Origin of the sequence: Actinotalea sp. (assembly GCF_035443605.1) — a bacterium.
Taxonomy (GTDB): domain Bacteria; phylum Actinomycetota; class Actinomycetes; order Actinomycetales; family Cellulomonadaceae; genus Actinotalea.
This window is the reverse complement of record NZ_DAORSQ010000018.1, coordinates 1-18740: the sequence shown is the minus strand read 5'-3', so window position 1 is coordinate 18740 and position 18740 is coordinate 1. Positions and strand designations below refer to the sequence as shown.

The 18740-nt window shown below is 73.6% G+C and carries 18 protein-coding genes, 1 tRNA gene and 1 pseudogene; 7 read left to right on the top strand and 13 right to left on the bottom strand.

Annotation, left to right across the window (positions count from 1 at the left end):
* Positions 1 to 40 precede the first annotated feature (40 nt).
* Positions 41 to 307, top strand: coding sequence for a DUF4235 domain-containing protein (locus PKY62_RS03615; RefSeq protein ID WP_324534940.1), 267 nt, complete (start codon positions 41 to 43; stop codon positions 305 to 307).
* Positions 308 to 328: 21 nt separating this feature from the next.
* On the opposite strand, the gene mnhG is transcribed toward PKY62_RS03615, so the two are convergent.
* From mnhG to PKY62_RS03585, 6 genes are read right to left on the bottom strand one after another with little or no spacing between them, the layout of a single operon-like run.
* Positions 329 to 751 carry a monovalent cation/H(+) antiporter subunit G gene (gene mnhG, locus PKY62_RS03610; RefSeq protein WP_324534938.1) on the bottom strand — a complete coding sequence of 141 codons (423 nt, stop codon included), beginning with the start codon at positions 749 to 751 and terminating at the stop codon, positions 329 to 331.
* Positions 748 to 1140, bottom strand: a complete 393-nt coding sequence (locus PKY62_RS03605; protein ID WP_324534936.1) for an MrpF/PhaF family protein — start codon at positions 1138 to 1140, stop codon at positions 748 to 750. Before PKY62_RS03605 ends, mnhG begins: the two co-directional genes overlap by 4 nt.
* Positions 1137 to 1712: a Na+/H+ antiporter subunit E gene (locus PKY62_RS03600; RefSeq protein WP_324534934.1), complete on the bottom strand. Its 576-nt coding sequence runs from the start codon at positions 1710 to 1712 to the stop codon at positions 1137 to 1139. Before PKY62_RS03600 ends, PKY62_RS03605 begins: the two co-directional genes overlap by 4 nt.
* Positions 1709 to 3307 carry a Na+/H+ antiporter subunit D gene (locus PKY62_RS03595; protein ID WP_324534932.1) on the bottom strand — a complete coding sequence of 533 codons (1599 nt, stop codon included), beginning with the start codon at positions 3305 to 3307 and terminating at the stop codon, positions 1709 to 1711. Before PKY62_RS03595 ends, PKY62_RS03600 begins: the two co-directional genes overlap by 4 nt.
* Positions 3304 to 3789, bottom strand: a complete 486-nt coding sequence (locus PKY62_RS03590) for a Na(+)/H(+) antiporter subunit C (protein ID WP_324534930.1) — start codon at positions 3787 to 3789, stop codon at positions 3304 to 3306. Before PKY62_RS03590 ends, PKY62_RS03595 begins: the two co-directional genes overlap by 4 nt.
* On the bottom strand, positions 3786 to 6818 hold the full coding sequence (locus PKY62_RS03585) for a Na+/H+ antiporter subunit A (protein WP_324534928.1): 3033 nt from the start codon (positions 6816 to 6818) through the stop codon (positions 3786 to 3788). Before PKY62_RS03585 ends, PKY62_RS03590 begins: the two co-directional genes overlap by 4 nt.
* A gap of 180 nt (positions 6819 to 6998) precedes the next feature.
* Between PKY62_RS03585 and PKY62_RS03580 the strand changes: the two genes are divergently transcribed.
* Positions 6999 to 9410, top strand: coding sequence for a (Fe-S)-binding protein (locus PKY62_RS03580; RefSeq protein WP_324534926.1), 2412 nt, complete (start codon positions 6999 to 7001; stop codon positions 9408 to 9410).
* Positions 9411 to 9692: 282 nt separating this feature from the next.
* Here PKY62_RS03580 and PKY62_RS03575 read toward each other — a convergent pair whose 3' ends face one another.
* Positions 9693 to 10751, bottom strand: coding sequence for a hypothetical protein (locus PKY62_RS03575; RefSeq protein ID WP_324534924.1), 1059 nt, complete (start codon positions 10749 to 10751; stop codon positions 9693 to 9695).
* A 157-nt stretch (positions 10752 to 10908) separates the two neighbouring features.
* On the opposite strand from PKY62_RS03575, the gene PKY62_RS03570 reads away from it, so the two are divergent.
* Positions 10909 to 11349 (top strand): DUF6325 family protein, encoded by a 441-nt coding sequence (locus tag PKY62_RS03570; RefSeq protein ID WP_324534922.1) that lies wholly within the window; start codon positions 10909 to 10911, stop codon positions 11347 to 11349.
* Between the two features lie 47 nt (positions 11350 to 11396).
* The gene (locus tag PKY62_RS03565) at positions 11397 to 11699 is read left to right on the top strand and encodes an SHOCT domain-containing protein (protein WP_324534920.1); all 303 of its coding nucleotides are present in this window, start codon (positions 11397 to 11399) and stop codon (positions 11697 to 11699) included.
* 34 nt (positions 11700 to 11733) lie between these two features.
* Here PKY62_RS03565 and PKY62_RS03560 read toward each other — a convergent pair whose 3' ends face one another.
* Genes PKY62_RS03560 through PKY62_RS03545 form a run of 4 tightly spaced genes read right to left on the bottom strand, consistent with a single transcriptional unit; the run spans position 11734 to position 15140 of the window.
* The gene (locus PKY62_RS03560) at positions 11734 to 12126 is read right to left on the bottom strand and encodes a hypothetical protein (RefSeq protein WP_324534918.1); all 393 of its coding nucleotides are present in this window, start codon (positions 12124 to 12126) and stop codon (positions 11734 to 11736) included.
* A 47-nt stretch (positions 12127 to 12173) separates the two neighbouring features.
* Positions 12174 to 12749, bottom strand: a complete 576-nt coding sequence (gene dcd, locus PKY62_RS03555; RefSeq protein ID WP_324534916.1) for a dCTP deaminase — start codon at positions 12747 to 12749, stop codon at positions 12174 to 12176.
* A 57-nt stretch (positions 12750 to 12806) separates the two neighbouring features.
* On the bottom strand, positions 12807 to 14063 hold the full coding sequence (locus tag PKY62_RS03550) for a sensor domain-containing phosphodiesterase (RefSeq protein ID WP_324534914.1): 1257 nt from the start codon (positions 14061 to 14063) through the stop codon (positions 12807 to 12809).
* Positions 14064 to 14114: 51 nt separating this feature from the next.
* The gene (locus PKY62_RS03545) at positions 14115 to 15140 is read right to left on the bottom strand and encodes a pirin family protein (protein ID WP_324534912.1); all 1026 of its coding nucleotides are present in this window, start codon (positions 15138 to 15140) and stop codon (positions 14115 to 14117) included.
* 111 nt (positions 15141 to 15251) lie between these two features.
* Here PKY62_RS03545 and PKY62_RS03540 point away from each other — a divergent pair, with 111 nt between their 5' ends.
* From PKY62_RS03540 to PKY62_RS03530, 3 genes are all read left to right on the top strand, one after another.
* Positions 15252 to 15563: a GNAT family N-acetyltransferase gene (locus tag PKY62_RS03540; RefSeq protein ID WP_324534910.1), complete on the top strand. Its 312-nt coding sequence runs from the start codon at positions 15252 to 15254 to the stop codon at positions 15561 to 15563.
* Between the two features lie 548 nt (positions 15564 to 16111).
* A tRNA-Gly gene (locus tag PKY62_RS03535) sits at positions 16112 to 16185 on the top strand.
* A gap of 105 nt (positions 16186 to 16290) precedes the next feature.
* Complete coding sequence (locus tag PKY62_RS03530) at positions 16291 to 17736, top strand: site-specific integrase (RefSeq protein WP_324534908.1); 1446 nt, start codon at positions 16291 to 16293, stop codon at positions 17734 to 17736.
* A gap of 69 nt (positions 17737 to 17805) precedes the next feature.
* On the opposite strand, the gene PKY62_RS03525 is transcribed toward PKY62_RS03530, so the two are convergent.
* Positions 17806 to 18096, bottom strand: coding sequence for a hypothetical protein (locus PKY62_RS03525; protein WP_324534907.1), 291 nt, complete (start codon positions 18094 to 18096; stop codon positions 17806 to 17808).
* Between the two features lie 86 nt (positions 18097 to 18182).
* Positions 18183 to 18740, bottom strand: a pseudogene (locus PKY62_RS03520) (hypothetical protein); the annotation flags it as partial.

The window sequence follows — 18740 nt, the reverse complement described above, 5'->3', positions numbered from 1 at the left end:
GCACTACGGTGAGTGCTGGTCCCGAACGAGGAGGTCGCCGGTGGGCGTCGACAAGCAGGAGATGACCGAGAAGCTCGTCGGTGTCGGGGTGGCGCTCGCCGCGGCCTGGATCGCCCAGCAGCTCATCGCCGGCGTCTGGCGCGCCTCGCTGGGCCACCGGCCGCCCAAGGTGGGCGACGACGCCGAGGCGCCGTTCCTCGAGGTGGCCGCCGCGGCCGTCGCCACCGGAGCCGTCGTCGCGCTGGCCCGCCTGCTCGCCGCGCGGGGCACCGCCCGCTACCTCGGCTCGGCGCGCCACCCGCGCTGAGGCGCTCGCGCTCGTCGCGCCTCAGCCCTCGCCCGCTGGGCCCCGAGGTCCGCCGTCGGGCGCATCGTCGCGCTCCCCCCGCGCGCGCTCGGCCTCCCGGGCCGCCTCGAGGTCCGTCGTCAGCTGGTCCACGACGAGCACGTCGCGGCGCACCCGGCCCGTCCGGTAGCCGGCGCGCGAGACCATGTGCGCCGCCACCGGCGAGGTGAGCATCTGGAACAGCGCGACGAGCACGAGCATCCAGATCACCGGGCCAGAGCGCAGCCGCAGGCCGAGCCCCAGCAGCATGAGCAGCAGCCCGAGCACCTGCGGCTTGGTGGCCGCGTGCGTGCGGGTGAGCAGGTCGGGGAAGCGCAGCAGCCCCATCCCCGCGGCGAACGCCAGGAACGAGCCGCCCAGCAGGCACGCCCCGGCGAGCACGTCGAGTGCCACGTCCGCGCTCATCGGGTCACCTCGCCCAGCGCCGGACCGCCGTGGTGCTCGTCGTCCTGGCTCGACAGGTCGGCGTCCTCCTGGGCACGGCGCTCCGCCTCGAGCTCTGCGACCTCCTCGCGGCTCAGCACGCGCCCCTCGCCCTCGGGCTCGACGGCGGCGAACCGCGCGATGGTCACCGACCCGATGAACCCCACGAGCGCGAGCACCGCGAGGATCGGCACGGTGTCCGTGCGCCGCGACCACGCGGCCTCGAGCGCGATGGCGCACACGATGACGATCGTCAGGGTGTCGAGCGCGACGGCGCGGTCGAGCATGGAGGGGCCCCGCTCGGCCCGGACGAGGGCGAGGACGGCCCCGACGGTCAGCAGCACGGCGCTGAGGAGCACGACGACGATCATCCGGTCGCCTCCGCCGTGTCGCGGGGGTTGCGCGTCAGGCCCGCGGCAGCGAGCTCCGCGGGGGAGGCCAGGGCGCGCAGCACGCGGGCCTCGGTGTCGAGCACGTGCCGCCGCGCCTCGTGGACGCCGTGGGCGAGCGCGAGGTCGAGCACGTGGATGTAGAGCATCCCCGTGGTCCGGTGCGCCTCGACCACCACAGAGCCGGGCACCAGCGAGCACAGCTGCGCGGTGAAGGTCAGGTACAGGTCGCTGGTGCTGCGCAGCTGCACGCGGACCACCGCCGGCCGGGCCACCCGGCCCGGCGTCAGCGCCAGCGCCGCCACCTGCGCGCTGGCGACGACGAGGTCGACGACGAACCGGTAGGCCAGGTAGAGCAGGGACAGCGGGTGCACGTGCCCGGTGAACTCGACGGCCGGCAGGGGCAGCGCGAGCGTGACGAGCACCGCCAGCCCGGCCCCCACGAGCACGGTGCCCACCGCGAGGTCGCCCCACAGCAGCACCCACACCGCCGTGAGCCAGACGACGGTGAGGACGGGCATGCCGAGGGAGCGGCGGCGCGGGTGCAGGCTCATCCGTCGCCACCGTCTTCGGCCGTGCCGTCGTCCGGCGCATCGCCGTCGGGTGCATCGCCGTCGTCAGCGAGGTCCGCCGAGACGCCGTCCCCGCGGGCTCCGTCCGGCAGCACGGCGGCGATGTACTGGTCCGGGTCGCGCAGCATGATCGCGGCACGCTCCGTGAACCCGACCAGCGGCCCGGCCACCACCGACAGCCCCAGGCCCAGCACCACGAGCGCGACGGCGGGCCCGACCATGCCGGCCGGCAGGCGCACGGAGGGCAGCTCGGCCGGCGCTGCCTGCCAGAACGCCTTGTTCCACGCCTTGACGATCGCATAGAGGGTGAGCAGCGAGGTGACGACGGCGCCGACCACGAGCACGAGCGCGGGCCAGGTGCCCGCCGCGACGCCGGCCTGGAGCAGCCCCGTCTTGCCGAGGAACCCCGACATCGGCGGGATGCCCGCCAGGTTCATCGCCGGGATGAAGAAGAGCACCGCGAGCACCGGCGCGATCTTGGCAAGGCCGCCCAGCTCGTCGAGGGACGTGGACCCGCCGCGTCGCTCCATGAGGCCCACGACGAGGAAGAGCGCCGTCTGCACCGTGATGTGGTGCGTGACGTAGAAGATGGCCGAGCCGAGGCCCTGGTCGCTCGACAGCGCGATGCCGAAGATCATGTAGCCGATGTGGCTGACGAGCGTGAACGAGACCAGCCGCTTGATGTCGTTCTGCGCCACGGCGCCGAGGATGCCGACGACCATCGTCGCCAGCGCCGCACCCATGAGCAGCCCGTCCAGCCGCCCGTCGGGGAACAGCAGCGTCTGGGTGCGGATGACGGCGTAGACGCCCACCTTCGTGAGCAGCCCCGCGAACACCGCCGTGACGGGCGCGGGCGCGGTGGGGTACGAGTCCGGCAGCCAGGCCGACATCGGGAAGATCGCCGCCTTGATGCCGAAGGCGATGAGCAGCAGCAGCTGGAGCACCAGCTGGACCCCGGGGTCGATCTCCGGCAGCCGCTGGGCCAGCTGGGCCAGGTTGACCGTGCCCGTGGTCGCGTAGACGAGCGCGATGGCCAGCAGGAAGAGCACCGAGGAGAGCAGTGAGACGACGACGTAGATGGTCCCCGCGCGGATCCGCTCGCCCGTGCCGCCCAGGGTGATGAGCACGTACGACGCCGCGAGGAGGATCTCGAACCCCACGAAGAGGTTGAAGAGGTCCCCCGAGAGGAACGCGTTGGCCACCCCGGCGGTGAGCACGAGGTAGGTGGGGTGGAAGATCGCCACCGGGGTCTCGGCGTCGCCGTCCTCGACGCCCTGGGCCAGGGAGTAGACGAGCACCGCGAGGGTCACCGCGAACGACACGGTGAGCATGAGCGCGCTGAGCCGGTCCGCGACGAGGTCGATGCCCACCGGGGCGGCCCACCCGCCGATGTCCACCACCAGCGGGCCGGAGTCGGATGCGACGAGCAGCCCCACCGACGCCGCGAGCGACAGCGTGAGCGCGACGACGCTGATGACGCCCTGCGCCCGGCCGTGCCGCCACAGCGCCAGGGCCAGGCCGGCCGCGAAGAGCGGCAGCACCACGGGCAGCGGGACGAGCACGCTCAGGTCGCTCATCGCGGCACCCCCTGCGGCCCGGCGGGGTCGGAGGTCTCGTCGCGCACCTCGGCGGCGTCCTCGTCGAGCGTCGTGGTGTGCTCGGTGTCGGCGTCGGCGAAGGCGGCCTCGTCCGCCGCGGCGCGGCGCGCCACGCGGCGGTCCTCGAGGTCGTCCTGCACCTCGTCGTGGCCGTTGAGCTGCCACGACCGGTAGGCCATCGCGAGCAGGAAGGCCGTCATGCCCAGGGTGATGACGATCGCGGTGAGCACCATCGCCTGGGGTAGCGGGTCGCTCATCTCGTCCTCGTCGCCCAGGCCGATGATCGGCGCCCCGCCGGCCGCGCCGCCCGCGACGAGGAAGAGCACGTTGACCCCGTTGCCCAGCAGGATGATCCCGAGGATGACGCGGGACAGGCTGCGCTCGAGCAGGAGGTAGACGCCCACGGTCACCAGCGCGGCGACCACGACGACGAGCACCAGGCTCGGCGCGGTGTCGATCACGGCGCCACCCCCGGTCCCGTCGGCGCCGTGGCGGGTGCGGTGGACGGCGCGGGGGTCGAGGCGGCCGGCTCGCCCGGGCCGACGGGGGCGTCGTACGGGGTCTCGTCGTGCGCGTCGGCGCCCTCGCTGTGCCGGTCGATCTCCGCGCCGAGGCTGCGCAGCACGTCGAGCACCAGGCCGACGACCACGAGGAACACCCCGACGTCGAAGAACAGCGAGGTGACGAGCTTGACCGGGCCCAGCACGGGCACCACGAGCTCGATGATGACGCTCTGCAGCATCGAGCCGCCCGCGAGCAGCGCCACGAGGCCCACCCCGGCGGACAGGAACAGCCCGCTGCCCAGCAGCAGGCCCGGGTGCACGGGCGCGGCCTCACCGAGCTCGTACCGCCCGCCCGCGAGGTAGCGCACGACGAGCGCGATCCCCACCACCAGCCCGGCGGCGAAGCCACCGCCCGGGGCGTTGTGCCCGGAGAAGAGCAGGAAGGCCGCAAAGACGATCATCGTGTGGAAGAGCATCCGGGTGGTGATCTCGAAGATCACCGACCGTCGCTGCGGGGCCAGGGTGGAGCCGGCCGCCAGCCACACCCGGTCGCGGCCCGGGGCGGCGGAGCCCGGGGCGTCGAGCGCGGCGTCACCCTGCTGGCGCCGCAGCGGGGCCATCGGGTCGACGCTGTTGCCCCACACCGCGCGGCCGGTGCCCGCCGTGTCGCTGCGCAGGATCTCCCCGCTGCGCCGCCGCAGGAAGATCAGCGACGCCACACCGGTGGCGGCGACGAGCAGCACCGAGATCTCGCCCATGGTGTCCCACGCGCGGATGTCGACCAGCGTGACGTTGACGATGTTGCGCCCGCCGCCGAACACGTAGGCCTCGGTGGGGAAGTCGATCGACGCGCGCTGGTGGATCCGCGCACCGGGCAGCACCAGCGCCAGCCCGCCGACCGTGAGCCCCACGGCCAGGGCGACCGCGAGCCGCACCCAGCGGCTCGCCGCGAGCGGACGCACCGAGAAGTACGCGGGCAGGCGGCGCAGCACGAGGACGAACACGACGAGCGTGAGCGTCTCGGCGAGCACCTGCGTCAGGGCGAGGTCCGGCGCGCCGTGGAGCAGGAACAGCGCCGCGACGGCGAACCCGTTGACCCCCACGAGCACGACGGCCTTGAGCCGGCGCCGGGCACGGGCGGCCAGGACGGCTGCGGCGATCGCCAGCCCACCGGCCACCAGCTGAGCAGGGTCGTCCCACAGCCGCACGCCGTCGAGCCCCGGCAGGCGCGTCCCGGTCGTCAGGGCGCCGCCGACGAGCACGACGACGACGAGCAGGATGGTGCCGAGGTACAGCGGCAGGGAGCCGCGCTGGGTGATCGCGGTGACGTCGGCCGCGACCTCGTCGAGCCGGCGCATGCCCCGGCGGTAGATGCGGTCCAGGTCGACCGGCGCGCGCACGCGCCCCTGCCAGCCCTCGACCCGGGCCCGGGCGACGAACAGGGCGACGCCGGTGGCCAGGACGCCAGCCGTGAGCGCCAGTGCCGGCCCGACGTCCCACAGCACGAGGTGGCCGGGCTCGCCGGGGTAGGTGTCGGCGTGCGGGGCGAGCAGCTGCTCTCCGAGGTGGGGCACCAGCGCGGTGGCCAGACCCAGGAGCGCGAGGGCGACCGTCGGGGCCACGAGCACGGGGCTCGGCCGCTGGAGCGCCACGGCGGGCGCCTCGCCGGGACCGCGCAGCGCCGTCGTCGGCGGCTTCGTGGCGAACGCGCCCCACCACAGGCGCAGGCCGTAGGCGACGGTCAGCGCGGAGCCGACGACGACGGCCCCCAGCACCACGAGGTCCACCGGCTCGCCAGAGTCGAGCAGCGCGGCGAGGGCCGCCTCCTTGGCGACGTACCCGGCGAACGGCGGCAGCCCGATCATCGAGGCGGTCGCCAGGGCCGCAGCCGTCGCGGTGACGGGCAGGGCGCGGCCCACGCCGGACAGGAGGCGCAGGTCGCGCGTGCCCGTCGCGGCGTCCACCACCCCGACGGCGAGGAACAGGCAGGCCTTGAACATCGCGTGCGCGCCGAGCATCGCCAGCCCGGCCAGCGCCGCAGCGCGGGAGCCGAGCCCGACGAGCAGCACCAGCAGCCCCAGCTGGCTCACCGTGCCGAAGGCGAGCACGAGCTTGAGGTCGTACTGCCGCAGGGCGCGGTACCCGCCGAGCAGCAGGGTGGTGCAGCCGAGCACGATGACGATCGCCCGCCAGGCGTCCAGGTGGGAGTAGGCGGGTGCGAACCGCGCGACGAGGTAGACACCGGCCTTGACCATCGCAGCGGCGTGCAGGTACGCCGAGACGGGGGTGGGGGCGGCCATCGCCGAGGGCAGCCAGAAGTGCAGCGGCACCAGCGCGGACTTGCTCACGGCCCCGGCGAGCAGCAGCACGACGGCGATCGTCACGGCGGTGCCGGCGGGGGGCTGGGCCAGGATCGCGGAGATCCGGTAGGTGCCGGCTGCGTCGCCGATCAGCACGATCCCGACGAGCATCGCCAGACCACCCGTGGTGGTCACGATGATCGCCTGCATCGCTCCCCTGCGGGAGGCCTTGCGGTCCGCGTAGTGGCCGATGAGCAGGTAGGAGAAGACCGTCGTCAGCTCCCAGAAGACGTACAGGAGCAGCAGGTCGTCCGTGGTGACCAGCCCGAGCATGGCGCCGGCGAAGGCGACGAGCACCCCGCCGAACCGGCCCAGCCCGCCCGTCCTGGCCGAGAAGTAGGCCGAGGAGTAGACGAGCACGGCGGCGCCGACCCCACCGACGAGCAGCACCATGAGCCAGGACAGCGAGTCGAGCCGGAAGGCCAGGTCCAGCCCCAGGCCGGGCACCCACGCGACCACCTGGACGGGGCCGTCGCCCGCCATGACCTCGCCCGTGAGGGTCAGCGCCCAGACCGCGGCCGACGCCGGCGCGAGGGCCAGCAGGAGGAAGGCACGACGCCCCAGGACGTGCAGGAGGACGGGCGCAGCGGCAGCCACCACGAGGTGGAGCACCAGCAGCTGGAGCACGTCGGCTCCGTCCTGTCGCGGGCGGGGGTCGGCGAGCGGTCCGGTGGACGTCGCGCGCCAGTCTACCGGCGGGTACGCCGGGGCCGCCGTCGGACGGGCGCCGCCGTGGAGGATCCGGAACGGGTCCCGTGCCGGATGCTCCACGCTCGGGGCGCCGGCACGACCGGCTAGCGTGAGACGGTGCAGCTCTCGACCTTCGCCCTCGCCCTGGCCATCGCCGCGACGCTCGTCGGCGTCGGGGTGTTCTCGCTGGGCGTCTCCGCCATCTGGCGGACGGTCGCCGTCGGCGGTCCTGCGCCCGAGCGCCGCGCGCAGCCCTGGCGCCGCACCTGGCTGATGCTCAAGGCCCTGCTGGGTCACGGCCGCTTCCAGCACCGGCCCATGGTCAAGGTCGCCCACTGGGCGGTCATGGTCAGCTTCCCGGTCCTGTTCCTCACGCTCGCCAGCGCGTACGGCCAGCTCGTCGACCCGCGGTTCACGCTGCCCCTCGTGGGGCGCTGGGCGCCGCTGGAGATCCTCACCGAGGCCATCGCGTGGCTGTCGCTCGTCGGGATCGTCGCGCTCATCGTGCTGCGCCAGGTCACCCACCCGCGCCGGGGTCGCTCGTCCCGGTTCTTCGGCTCCAACATGGGTCAGGCGTACCTCGTCGAGGCCGTCGTGCTCGTGGTGGTCGTCGCGGTGCTGCTGCTGCGCGGGCTCGAGTTCGCGCTGGAGCACGGTGGGTGGGCCCTCGACGGCTCGACGGCCGAGGCGACCCTCGAGGCGGGCAACGGGCTCGTGCCCTTCGTCCCCGGCCACTACCCGCTCACCGCGTGGTTCGGCCAGGCGTTCACCGGCTGGCCGACGGAGCGGATCGAGACCGCGATCGTCGTCGTCGCCCTGGTGAAGATCCTCGCCTCGATGAGCTGGATGGTCATCGTCGGCATGCGGCCCGCGATGGGCGTGTCCTGGCACCGGTTCCTCGCCGTGGTCAACGTGTGGGCGCGGCGCGAGGTGGACGGGCGCCCCGCCCTCGGGCCCGTGCCCCCGGTGCGTGCCGGCGGTCCCGGTGGCGGCGCCGTCGTCGACTTCGAGCAGGTCGACGCGCTGCCCGACGGCGCGCGGCTCGGCGTCGGGCGCATCGAGGACTTCACGTGGAAGGGCCTGCTGGACTTCTCCACGTGCACCGAGTGCGGTCGCTGCCAGGAGCAGTGCCCCGCGTGGAACACCGGCAAGCCGCTGTCCCCCAAGCTCGTCGTCATGGCGCTGCGGGACCACGCCTACGCGTCGGCGCCCTACCTGCGGGTGGCGGCCAACGGGTCCACCGAGCCGGCCGGGCACACCGCGACCACGGGGCACGTGCCGGTGCCGGGTCTCGGCGGGGACGCCGACGCGGGCTCGCACGCCGGGGTGGACGTGCTGACGCTCGTGGGCGACGTCGTCGACCCGGCGGCGCTGTGGGACTGCACGATGTGCGGGGCCTGCGTGCAGCAGTGCCCGGTGGACATCGAGCACGTCGACCACATCGTCGACCTGCGCCGCAACCAGGTGCTCATGGAGTCGGCGTTCCCGGCCGAGCTCGGCTCGATGTTCACCAAGATCGAGAAGCAGGGCAACCCGTGGGGGCTGCCCGCGCGGCAGCGGCTGGCCTGGGCCAAGGACCTGCCGTTCGCCGTGCCGGTGGTCGGGGCGGACCTCGAGGACGCCTCCGGGGTGGACTACCTCTTCTGGGTGGGCTGCGCCGGCGCGTACGAGGACCGCGCGAAGAAGACGTCCCGCGCCGTCGCCGAGCTGCTGCACATGGCCGACGTGAGCTTTGCCGTGCTGGGCACCGGCGAGTCCTGCACCGGGGACCCGGCACGGCGGGCCGGCAACGAGTTCCTCTTCCAGATGCTCGCGCAGGCCAACGTCGAGGCGCTCACGGCCGCACGGCCGCAGAAGATCGTCGTGACGTGCGCGCACTGCTTCAACACCATCGCGCGCGAGTACCCGCAGGTGGGCGGCCGGTTCGACGTGGTGCACCACACCGAGCTGCTCGACGCGCTGGTCCGCGAGGGGCGGCTGACGCCCGTCCCGCGCGGGGTGGGTGCGGGCGGTGCCGGTGCAGGCGGTGCCGGTGCGGGCGGCGACGCGTCGCCGTCGGACGTCGTGACGTACCACGACCCGTGCTTCCTCGGCCGGCACAACCAGATCTACACCCCGCCGCGCGACCTCATCGCGGCGCTGCCGGGGGTCCAGCTCGTGGAGATGCCGCGCACCGGCGAGCGCTCGTTCTGCTGCGGCGGCGGCGGCGCGCGGGTGTGGATGGAGGAGACGACGGGGACCCGGATCGGCACCGCCCGCGCGGCCGAGGCCGTGGCCACGGGGGCCGGGACCATCGCGACGGCGTGCCCGTTCTGCACGGTCATGCTCACCGACGGCGTCGCGGCCCAGCCGGCCGGGTCATGGTCGGCCGGAGCGAGCGGGTCGGGTGCGGGCGGGTCGGGAGCGGGCGGGTCGGGTGCGGGCGGGTCGGGTGGTGCGGGCGGATCGGCGGGGGCTGGCGCCTCGGGCCCGGTCGCCGTCGTCGACGTGGCCCAGCTACTCCTCGACGCCGTCCGCACCGGCGACTGAGTCCGTCCTGCCCTACCTCGCTCCACCACCCCGGCGTGGCCACCCGTGCGGAGCGTTGGCGTCCCGTGCGGAGCGTTCCAACCCGGTGCGGAGCGTTCCCGTCCCGTTCGGAGCGTTCCGATCCGATGCGGAGCGTTCCGATCCGATGCGGAGCGTTCCCGTCTCGGTGCGGAGCGTTCCCGTCCGGTGCGGAGCGTTCCGATCCGACACGCCCGCGTGTCGCGACCCGAACCCTCCGCACTCGGGGAGGGGGAGGGGAAGCACCCGGGAACCACCCGGACCTCAGAGGTCGGCGGGGTCCACGACGAAGCCCATGAGGTCGGTGATCTCTCCACCGACGGCGGCGTGCACGGCCCGGGTCACCGCGATGACCAGCGGCGTCGCTCGGCCGCGCGCGACCCGATGGGCCAGCGACGGTCGCTCCAGCTGGCCCTCGCGCAGCTCGAACGGCTCCCAGGTCACGCGGTACGCCACCGCGCCGCGCGAGGCCCACGGCACCCCGGCGATGACCGGCGGGAGGTCCGTCTCGCCCGCGACGGTCAGCGCGATCATCCCGTCGAGCTCGAGGTCGACGATCGCGCCGTAGACATCCCGCGTCGCGGCCGCCGTCAGGGCGGCGATGTCGGCCTCGTCCGCGGCCGCGTGCAGCGCCACCCGCTCACGCGCGTCCATGTCCTCGGCCCCGGGTGCCGACTCGATCCCGGTGCCCCGCGGCGGCCCGGACCAGGTGGCCCCGGGCAGGTCGAGCTGGGCGCGTGGCACGGCCTGGCGCATGACGGCGAGCCCTGCCTCGGGCTCGAGCCAGATGTCCGTCCACACCGTGAGGTCGACCGCGGCGGACGGATCGGGCACCAGCAGCGTCGCCGCGGCGTCCTCGCCCTGACCGGCGACGCGCACCGCGCCCCCCAGCCGCCGGGCGACGGCGACCAGCCAGGTCACCACGCGCTCCTCGTCGCGCACGGGCATCCCCGCGGCGAAGGCCCGGGCCAGCCCGTCGCGATCCCCCGCGCCGGCCCACGGCGCCTCGCCGCGCTCGACCGGGGCGTGCAGCACGTAGACCTGCCCCGCGGCCGGCGGGACCCCGAGGTCGACGGTCGTGGCGTGGTCCACCAGGAACGGCCCGACGAGCGTGCTGTGCCGCGACAGCCGCAGCACCCCGGCCGGCACGGCCCCGCGACGACCGTGGCCACCCGGGCGGACCGAGCCGGGCGCCTGCTCCCACGTCGCCCGCGGGAAGCGGCTCACGGCGAGCACCTCGACCTCCTCCGGCCCGACGTCTCCGGGCAGCACCAGGAGGTGTCGCCCGACGGCGTCGCGCAGGTCCAGCGGAGGAACGGGCATGAGGCGAGCCTAGGTCGGCCATGTTGCCGTCGTGCTACGCGGTGCCCTCGCCGGGCACGGCAACCCGCCGCCCCAACACGATGCGGAGGGGGTGCCGCGCCTGCCATGCTGGGCCGGACGGAGCACCCCGCACCGCGCCCGGCCCTGGAGGTCCGCAATGCCTGTTGGTCTTGACCCCGACCTGCTCGGCCCGGTCGACGTCGCACTCATCGTGTTCGAGGGCAACACCTTCACCGGGGAGGTCGCCCCGGCGCTCGTCGAGCTGCAGTCGAGCGGCATCGTGCGGATCATCGACGTGGCGTTCGTCAGCAAGGCGCTGGACGGCACCACCACCGTGCTCGAGGTCGAGGACGTCGGGATCGCCCAGCAGATGACCCCCGCGGGTGCAGACCAGTTCGACCTGCTCAGCGACGAGGACCTCGCCGAGGCCGCCGCCGAGCTCGCGCCCGGCACCTCCGAGCTGGTCGTCGTCTGGGAGAACACCTGGGCGTCCCGGCTCGCCACCGCGGTGCGGGAGTCCAACGGGACGCTCACGGCGCTCCACCGGATCCCCCGGCACGTCGTCCTCGACGCGATCTCGGCACTCGACGAAGCCTGATCCCCGGCGGCACCGACCGGTGCCCCACCCCGATGGAGGAGACGACCATGGTTCGACGCGGACGACCCGGCCTGCTGGGCACGATGGCGCGCACGGCGGTGATCAGCTCGACGGCCACCCGCGCCAGCGCGAACACGCAGAAGCGGATGGCAGCGCAGCAGCAGGCCGCCGCACCCGCGGCCCAGCCGGCCGCCGTCGCACCCGAGCCCGCAGCAGCGCCAGCTCCCGCACCGGCCGCGGCGGCCCCGGTCGACCGGATGGCCCTGCTCCGCGAGCTCGGCCAGCTGCACGCCGACGGGATCCTCACCGCGGAGGAGTTCGCGGCGGAGAAGGCCAAGATCCTCGGCTGACCGGCCCCCGGATGGCGCAGACCGGTGCGAGGAGCTACTCCTCGCGCCGGTTCGTCACGGCCTTCTTCAGCACGACGAGCGGCAGCAGCAACGAGGCGAGCATCGTCACGAGCCAGACCACGAGGGTGGCCCAGAACCAGGTGACGACGCCGTCGATCACCAGTCCGTCGTTGACGAGGGTGGTGAGCAGCAGGGCGGCGAAGGTCGTGAAGAGGCCGACCCCGCCGACCAGCGCGGGGGCGTTGCGCCGCGTGACCTTGAAGACGAACGGGGCGAGCACGGCCTGGACGATCGCGAAGATCAGCACGACCGTGAAGAACGCGACCGCTGTGGTGATGGTCACGTCGTCCAGGATGGCGTTCGCGGCGAGCAGGCCGACGGCCGCCGAGGCGAAGAACAGCAGGGCACTGACGAGCATCCGGATCATGTCTGGACCCTAGCGCTGCCGTCGCCGGCGCGCCCTCGGCTCCGGGCTCAGACCTGCGTGCGGTGGAAGTTCTGGAACGATCGGGACGCCGTCGGGCCGCGCTGGCCCTGGTAGCGCGAACCCGCCGCGCCCGAGCCGTACGGGTGCTCCGACGGCGAGGAGAGCCGGAAGAAGCACATCTGGCCGATCTTCATCCCGGGCCAGAGCATGATCGGCAGCGTCGCAACGTTAGACAGCTCCAGCGTCACGTGGCCGGTGAACCCGGGGTCGATGAACCCGGCGGTCGAGTGCGTCAGCAGTCCCAGCCGACCGAGCGACGACTTGCCCTCGAGCCGCGCAGCGACGTCGTCTGGCAGCGTCACGGACTCGTAGGTGGAACCCAGGACGAACTCGCCAGGGTGCAGCACGAACGCCTCGTCACCCTCGACCTCGACGAGACGCGTGAGGTCCGGCTGGTCGGTCGCCGGGTCGATCACCGGGTACTTGTGGTTGTCGAACAGCCGGAAGAAGCGGTCCAGCCGCACGTCGATGCTGGACGGCTGGATCATCGCCGGCTCGTAGGGCTCCAGCAGGATGCGGCCGGAGTCGAGCTCGGTGCGGATGTCGCGGTCGGAGAGCAGCACGGGGACACGGTAGCCCGTGGGCAGGGGGAGCGGGGCGGGCGCCCGCCCACGACGAGGTCAGTCCCGCGTCATGCGCCCGATGAGCGTGTGCGCGACGGCGGCGACGTTGACCGGGTCGTGGGTGACGGTGAACTCGAACCGGCGCTCGGCGTCGGGCACGTCGAGGTCGCCCAGGTCACGGGCCACGAGCGCGACGGACTCGTGCGCACCGAGCACGACGACGGTCCACTCGTGCACCAACGGGTCGGTCGGGTCCAGGTGGACACCGCGCACCCCCGGGGCGGGCACGGCGGGCATGTCCGTACCGAACGCGGCCACGAAGGGCAGCCGTGCGCCGAGCTCGGCGTACGCCGCGACGGTCCTCGGGGTGAGCTGGGCGTGCCGCTGGAAGCAGCTGAGCAGGATCGGTGGCACGCGCGACTGCATCGCCGTGAGCTCGAGCGTGCGCGTCACGGGCAGCAGCAGGTGCTTGGGGGCCGTCTGGAACCGGGCCACCGGGCCGAGGCGCTCGAACGGGGTGCCGCGCAGCGCGTGCCCCAACGGGCCGGGACGGAAGCGGTGGATCGCGGGGCCGGTCGCGCGGGGCTCGGGGTCGGGCCTGCCGAAGTACCAGCCCTGGCCGAGCGTCGCACCGAGGACCAGGGCCCGCGTGCGGTCCTCCTCGGTCTCGACGCCCTCGGCGACCACCTCGGCGCCAGACGACTCGGCGTAGGTGCGCACGGAGTTCGCGACGGTGATGGTGTCGAGGTCGTGCGAGGTGCGCAGCAGACGCATGTCCAGCTTGACGACCTCGGGGCGCAGCACGGGGATGAAGGCGAGGGAGTCGGGGCTCGCGCCGATGTCGTCGAGCGCGATGGCGCAGCCGGCCTCGCGCAGCTGCTCCGCTCCGGCGACGACGGCGGCCGGGTCGGCGGTGAGCGCGCGCTCGGTGAGCTCGACCACCACCTGCAGGCCGTGGGGGCGCTCGTCGAGCACCGCGAGCAGCCGCTCGAGGTGGTGCGTGAGGGTCACCGGCTCGAGGTTGAGGAAGAGGGTCGACGGCCCGCCGGGGCTGCGGTCGCGCAGGTGCTCGATCCCGGAGCGCAGCGACACGAGGTCGAGCTCCTCGACGCGGCCGGCGGAGCGCGCGGCCGCGAGCACGGCATCCGGCGTCTCCCAGCCCGAGTCGCGCGGGCCGCGCAGCAGCGCCTCGTGGGCGACGACGGACCCCGTGTCGAGGTCGACCACGGGCTGCAGGACCGAGCGCAGTCCGCCGGTGGCGAGCAGCTGGTCCAGGCGCGAGGAGACGACGTCCAGGTCCGCTGCGGTGGTCACACGGGCTCATCGGCACTCCTGGGCCGAGATTGAGCGACCGAACGGGTGGCCTCAGCCCCGGGGCAGCAGTTTCACCCGCGGCAGCTCGGGGGCGGGCAACGGGTCGACGACGTCCCCCGGCACCGGGCCGAAGCGCGCCGCGGCGTGCCTGCCGAGGCTCCCGGTGACCTCCGCCTGCCACGCCGCGCGCGCTGCGACGACGTCGTCGTGCGAGCGGCCGAGGAAGTTCCACCACATGACCACCTGCTCGCCGAGCGGCGCGCCGCCGAGCACGAGGAGGCGCGCCGGTCCGCCCTCGGGCGCGGCGAGGTGCACGCGGGTGCCGCCGGGCGGCAGGTAGGCCAGCTCGCCGGGCGCCACCGTGGTGCCGTCCACCGCGACCGGTCCCTGGTCCACGAGGTAGCCGTGCTCGAAGGCCGGGTCGAGCTCGAGCTCGACCTGCCCGTCCGGCGGCAGCACGAGCTCCGCGCCGAGCAGAGGGCTGAACGTGCGGACGGGCGACGTGGACCCGGCAAGGCTGCCGAGGAAGACGCGCAGCCGAGCGGGCGTCGCCGCGCCGGCCCCGCCGTCGCGCGCGACGCCATCACCGGGCGCGGGCAGCTCGACCACCGGGGGGATGTGGTGCTCGAAGGCCGGCGGCGCGTCCACGGCCGCTGCCGGCAGCGCCGTCCACAGCTGGACGCCGTGCAGCACGGTCGTGGCCGGCGTCGAGACCTCGGAGTGCGCGATCCCCCGGCCCGCGGTCATGAGGTTGAGCTCGCCCGGTCGCACCACCGCGTGGCTGCCCAGGCTGTCGCGGTGCTCGATCTCGCCGCTGAACAGCCAGCTCACCGTCTGCAGGCCGGTGTGGGGGTGGGGCGCCACGGCCATCCCGCCGGTCACCGCGACGTCGTCCGGCCCGTAGTGGTCGGCGAAGCACCACGCACCGATGAGGGAGCGGTCGCGCTGCGGGAGCGTGCGGCGCACGGTCATCGCACGCAGCCCGCCGAGGGGCACGTCGCGCGGGGCGAGGACCTGCGCGGCGGTCGTCTCCCCCGCGCAGACCACCTCGCTCGGCACGGCCTCGAGGTTGGTCATCGTTCCTCCCGGTCGACGGACCCGACCATCGTGCGGCCGCGGGACGCGGAGCGCGAACCGGCCCGCGCGGATCGCGTCCGCCCGTCGGGGCAGGGTCGTATCGTCGAGGTCATGGACAGCGAGCAGGGCGCGGCCCCGTCGACGCCGCAGGTCACGCGGGACGACGTCGGCGCGCGGTACGTCCTCACCGTCGAGGGGCGGGAGGCGGGCCACATCGCGTTCCGGCGCGACGGCGGTCGGATGGTGCTCACGCACACGACCATCGACCCGGCGTTCAACGGGCAGGGGCTGGGCTCCACGCTGGTGCGCGGGGCGCTGGCCGACGTGCGGGCCGCAGGGCTGCGGCTGGTGCCGCAGTGCCTCTTCGTCGCCGGGTACCTGCGCAAGCACCCGGAGGTCGCCGACCTGGTCGACGGGGCCTGAGCAGCACCCGCCCGGGGGACGCACGAAGGCCCCCCGGAGTAAGCGTCCGAGGGGCCCCGCACGACCGTCGAGAGCCTGGCCCGTGGGCCTCGACCGCTCCGCTCTGGCGCTGCGCCCGGCGGCCGGGCGCGGTCTCCCGCTCCGGCTCGCCCGATGACGATCCGCCTTCCGGACCGTTCGGACATCTGCGGCGCCATCCGCAGCCGTCGGGGTCTCCCCGTCCGGTCGCCCGTCGTTCTCCGGTCAGCCCGACGTCCGCCGCCCGTGCGGGTCCGGGTCACCCCGCCCCGCACGTCGGCAGCACCGCCGTTGCCTGCCGTTGTAGCCCAGCCTGACGGCAGACCGCAAGGCCCGAGGCGGGTGAGGTGTTTGTCCGATTTTCGTCCACAGCCCTGTCCACAGGTTGCGCCGCGCACGCGGGGGAATGGGGCACATGCCTGTGGAGACAAGTTGTGGACAACCGTGTTCGTCGCGTGGCCGTCGGTGTCGCGACGGCACCCGCCGCGGTCCGGGTATGATCGGTGCCGCACGTTCGGCGACGGACGCGCGCGGGTGTAGTTCAGTGGCAGAACTTCAGCTTCCCAAGCTGATAGCGCGGGTTCGATTCCCGTCACCCGCTCCAGTATTTCCGCAGGTCAGGGCGATATCGCGGCCCTGTCGGACCTCCCTGAGACCCTTGTTCTGGTCGGCTCGTGCCATAACGTGCCATAAGGAAGAGGTCTCGGCCATGACCACCCGACGCCACCGCCGCGCCTCCGGCGCCGTGCGCAAGCTCCCCTCCGGCCGCTGGCAGGCCCGCTACACCGGGCCGGACGGCGCGATGCGGACCCTTGGGACCTACCCCACGAAGGTCGAGGCCGACAAGGGACTGGCCCACGAGGTCTCCCGGATGGCCCGCGGCGTGTGGCACGACCCGCGGCTGGGCGACCAGCCGGTCGGGGAGTGGTTCCGCGGGTGGATCGCGACGCGGGGCGACCTGGCGCCCAGCACGCGCTCGCTGTACGCGACGCTGCTCGAGCGGTGGATCGACGCCGAGCTCCCCTTGGGTGGCACGCGGCCGCGGACCGTGCGGCTCGGTGCGCAGACGCTCGCGTCGCTGACGCCGGCCGATGTGCGCGAGTGGGACGCGGCCGTGCTGGCCGAGGCGGGCCGGCGCGCGGCCGAGCGGTGGCGCCGGGCGGCGTCCAGCCCCCGGAAGGTGAACGCCGCGATCCGCGCGTGGGCCGCGACGGAGGGCCGGCCGGTCGCGTCTACCGGGCGCATCCCGGGCGATCTGCGCGAAGCCTGGCTCGTGGCGACCGAGGGCGCGGTCTCCGATCCCCGGGCGGACCGCAGCAACCTCGGGCACACCGAGGCCGCTCAGGCCTACCGCCTGCTGCACACCGGCCTGGCCCAGGCGGTCTCCGACGGGCTCATCCCGGCCAATCCGTGCGCCGTCAAGGGCGCGGGCCAGCGCGACTCCCGGCACCGGACCGAGCGCAGGGTCCTCGGCCCGGAGGAGCTCTGGCCGCTGGTCGACGCGATGCCCGAGCGCTACCGCGCTGCGGTGGTGGTCTCAGTGCTCAGCGGGCTGCGGGCGGGCGAGCTGTTCGCGCTGCAACGCCGAAACGTCGATCTCGCGGCCGGCACGGTTCGCGTCGAGCGCTCCTTGGCCCGGCCGGGCACCGGGGGTGGGCGCTACGCCGGCACCAAGTCCCGGGCCGCGCTCCGCACCGTCACGCTCCCGACAGCGGCCGTCGAGGCGCTCATCGAGCACATGGCCCGGTTCACGCCCGAGCAGCCCACCGCGCTGGTCTTCGGCACCAGTTCCGGCCGGCCCCTGGGCAGCGGGAGCCGGACGACGATGTTCGGCCGGGCTCGCACCGCGATCGGCCGCGATGACCTCACCTGGCACGACCTGCGCCACTCCGCGATGACCCTCGTCGCGCTGACCGGCGCCACGCTGCCCGAGCTCATGCAGCGCGCCGGCCACTCCACGCCTCGGGCGTCGCTGCACTACCAGCACGCTGCTGACGACGCACAAGCGCGGATCGCGCGACGGCTGAGTGTTGTCCTTGCCGACACCGGCGCGCCATGGCACGCGTCACCCGCCTCGAGCGAAGCGCTGGCCCCCACAAGGGCGGCGGTCCACACGTCATCGGACCTTGCGAGCAGCGAACACTCCGCCCCGTGACGCGCGCGGAGGCATGGCTCGCACCCGCCGCCAAGGCAGTCCGGTGCAGGCAGGTACGGATCGAGATCTTCAGATGGGAGACTCGCTCGCACCGGAGACCAGCGCGGGCTGAGCGGGCATCCTGACGTCGAGAGCCTTGGCTGCTGTCAGCAGACCCGCGAGCCAGGCCAGGCCGAAAGCCGCCGGACCGACGCCGCTTCCATTCTCGGACATGGCCACGCACGCGACAAGTCCTGCAACCGTGGCACCACCGAAGATCGAGGACCAGATCCGACCCATGGCCCGTCGCGCGAAGGCTACGCCGCCGCCCAGTGCGAAGCCCAGCAAGGCGGACATGATGAAGATGATCACAGGGGACATGTCGACAACCCTAACGGTGAGGCCAACGGGAGGCTGAAGAGCGCCAATACTGCAGCCACCCGCCAGAAAAGGAACCGCCTGTCAACCTAGACGCAATTCGCAGTGAATGACGCGGTCGTCACGACACCCGGCCCAACAATGATCTTGAGACACTTGTTCTGGTTCGCCGCGGTCTTGGCACGAGAGTTGATGATCTGTGTGTTCGCCGCGCACATGAAGCCAACGTACGCGTTCCACAGACCGGCCGCGGCGCAAATCGTATAGATCGTCCCAGCATCACCACCGGCCTTGCGGGTCTCCGCCCGAGTGAGGTAGATGGTCGGCAGTCCGTACGTGTGTCCGTACGTCGGATCGGCGACGACCGGATAAACCGTGTTCGCCGTCGGGGTAACGGCCTGGGTAACGTCGGCACCTGAGACGCGATAGGAAGTCGACACCGCCGCACCATTCGCGTCAACTGCCCACGGCGGCCTGATCTCACCGATGACGGTTGGGACGCCATCGACTGCTGCAACCAAGTCCACACCGCCGTCAAGCCGAAGCACGGGCGTGACGCCATCTCCGACGGTGTATGTGAAGGAATGCTCACTGTCTGCGCTTGGGAGGATCGTCTGAATGGACACCAGGCCGGACGCGAGCGCCCG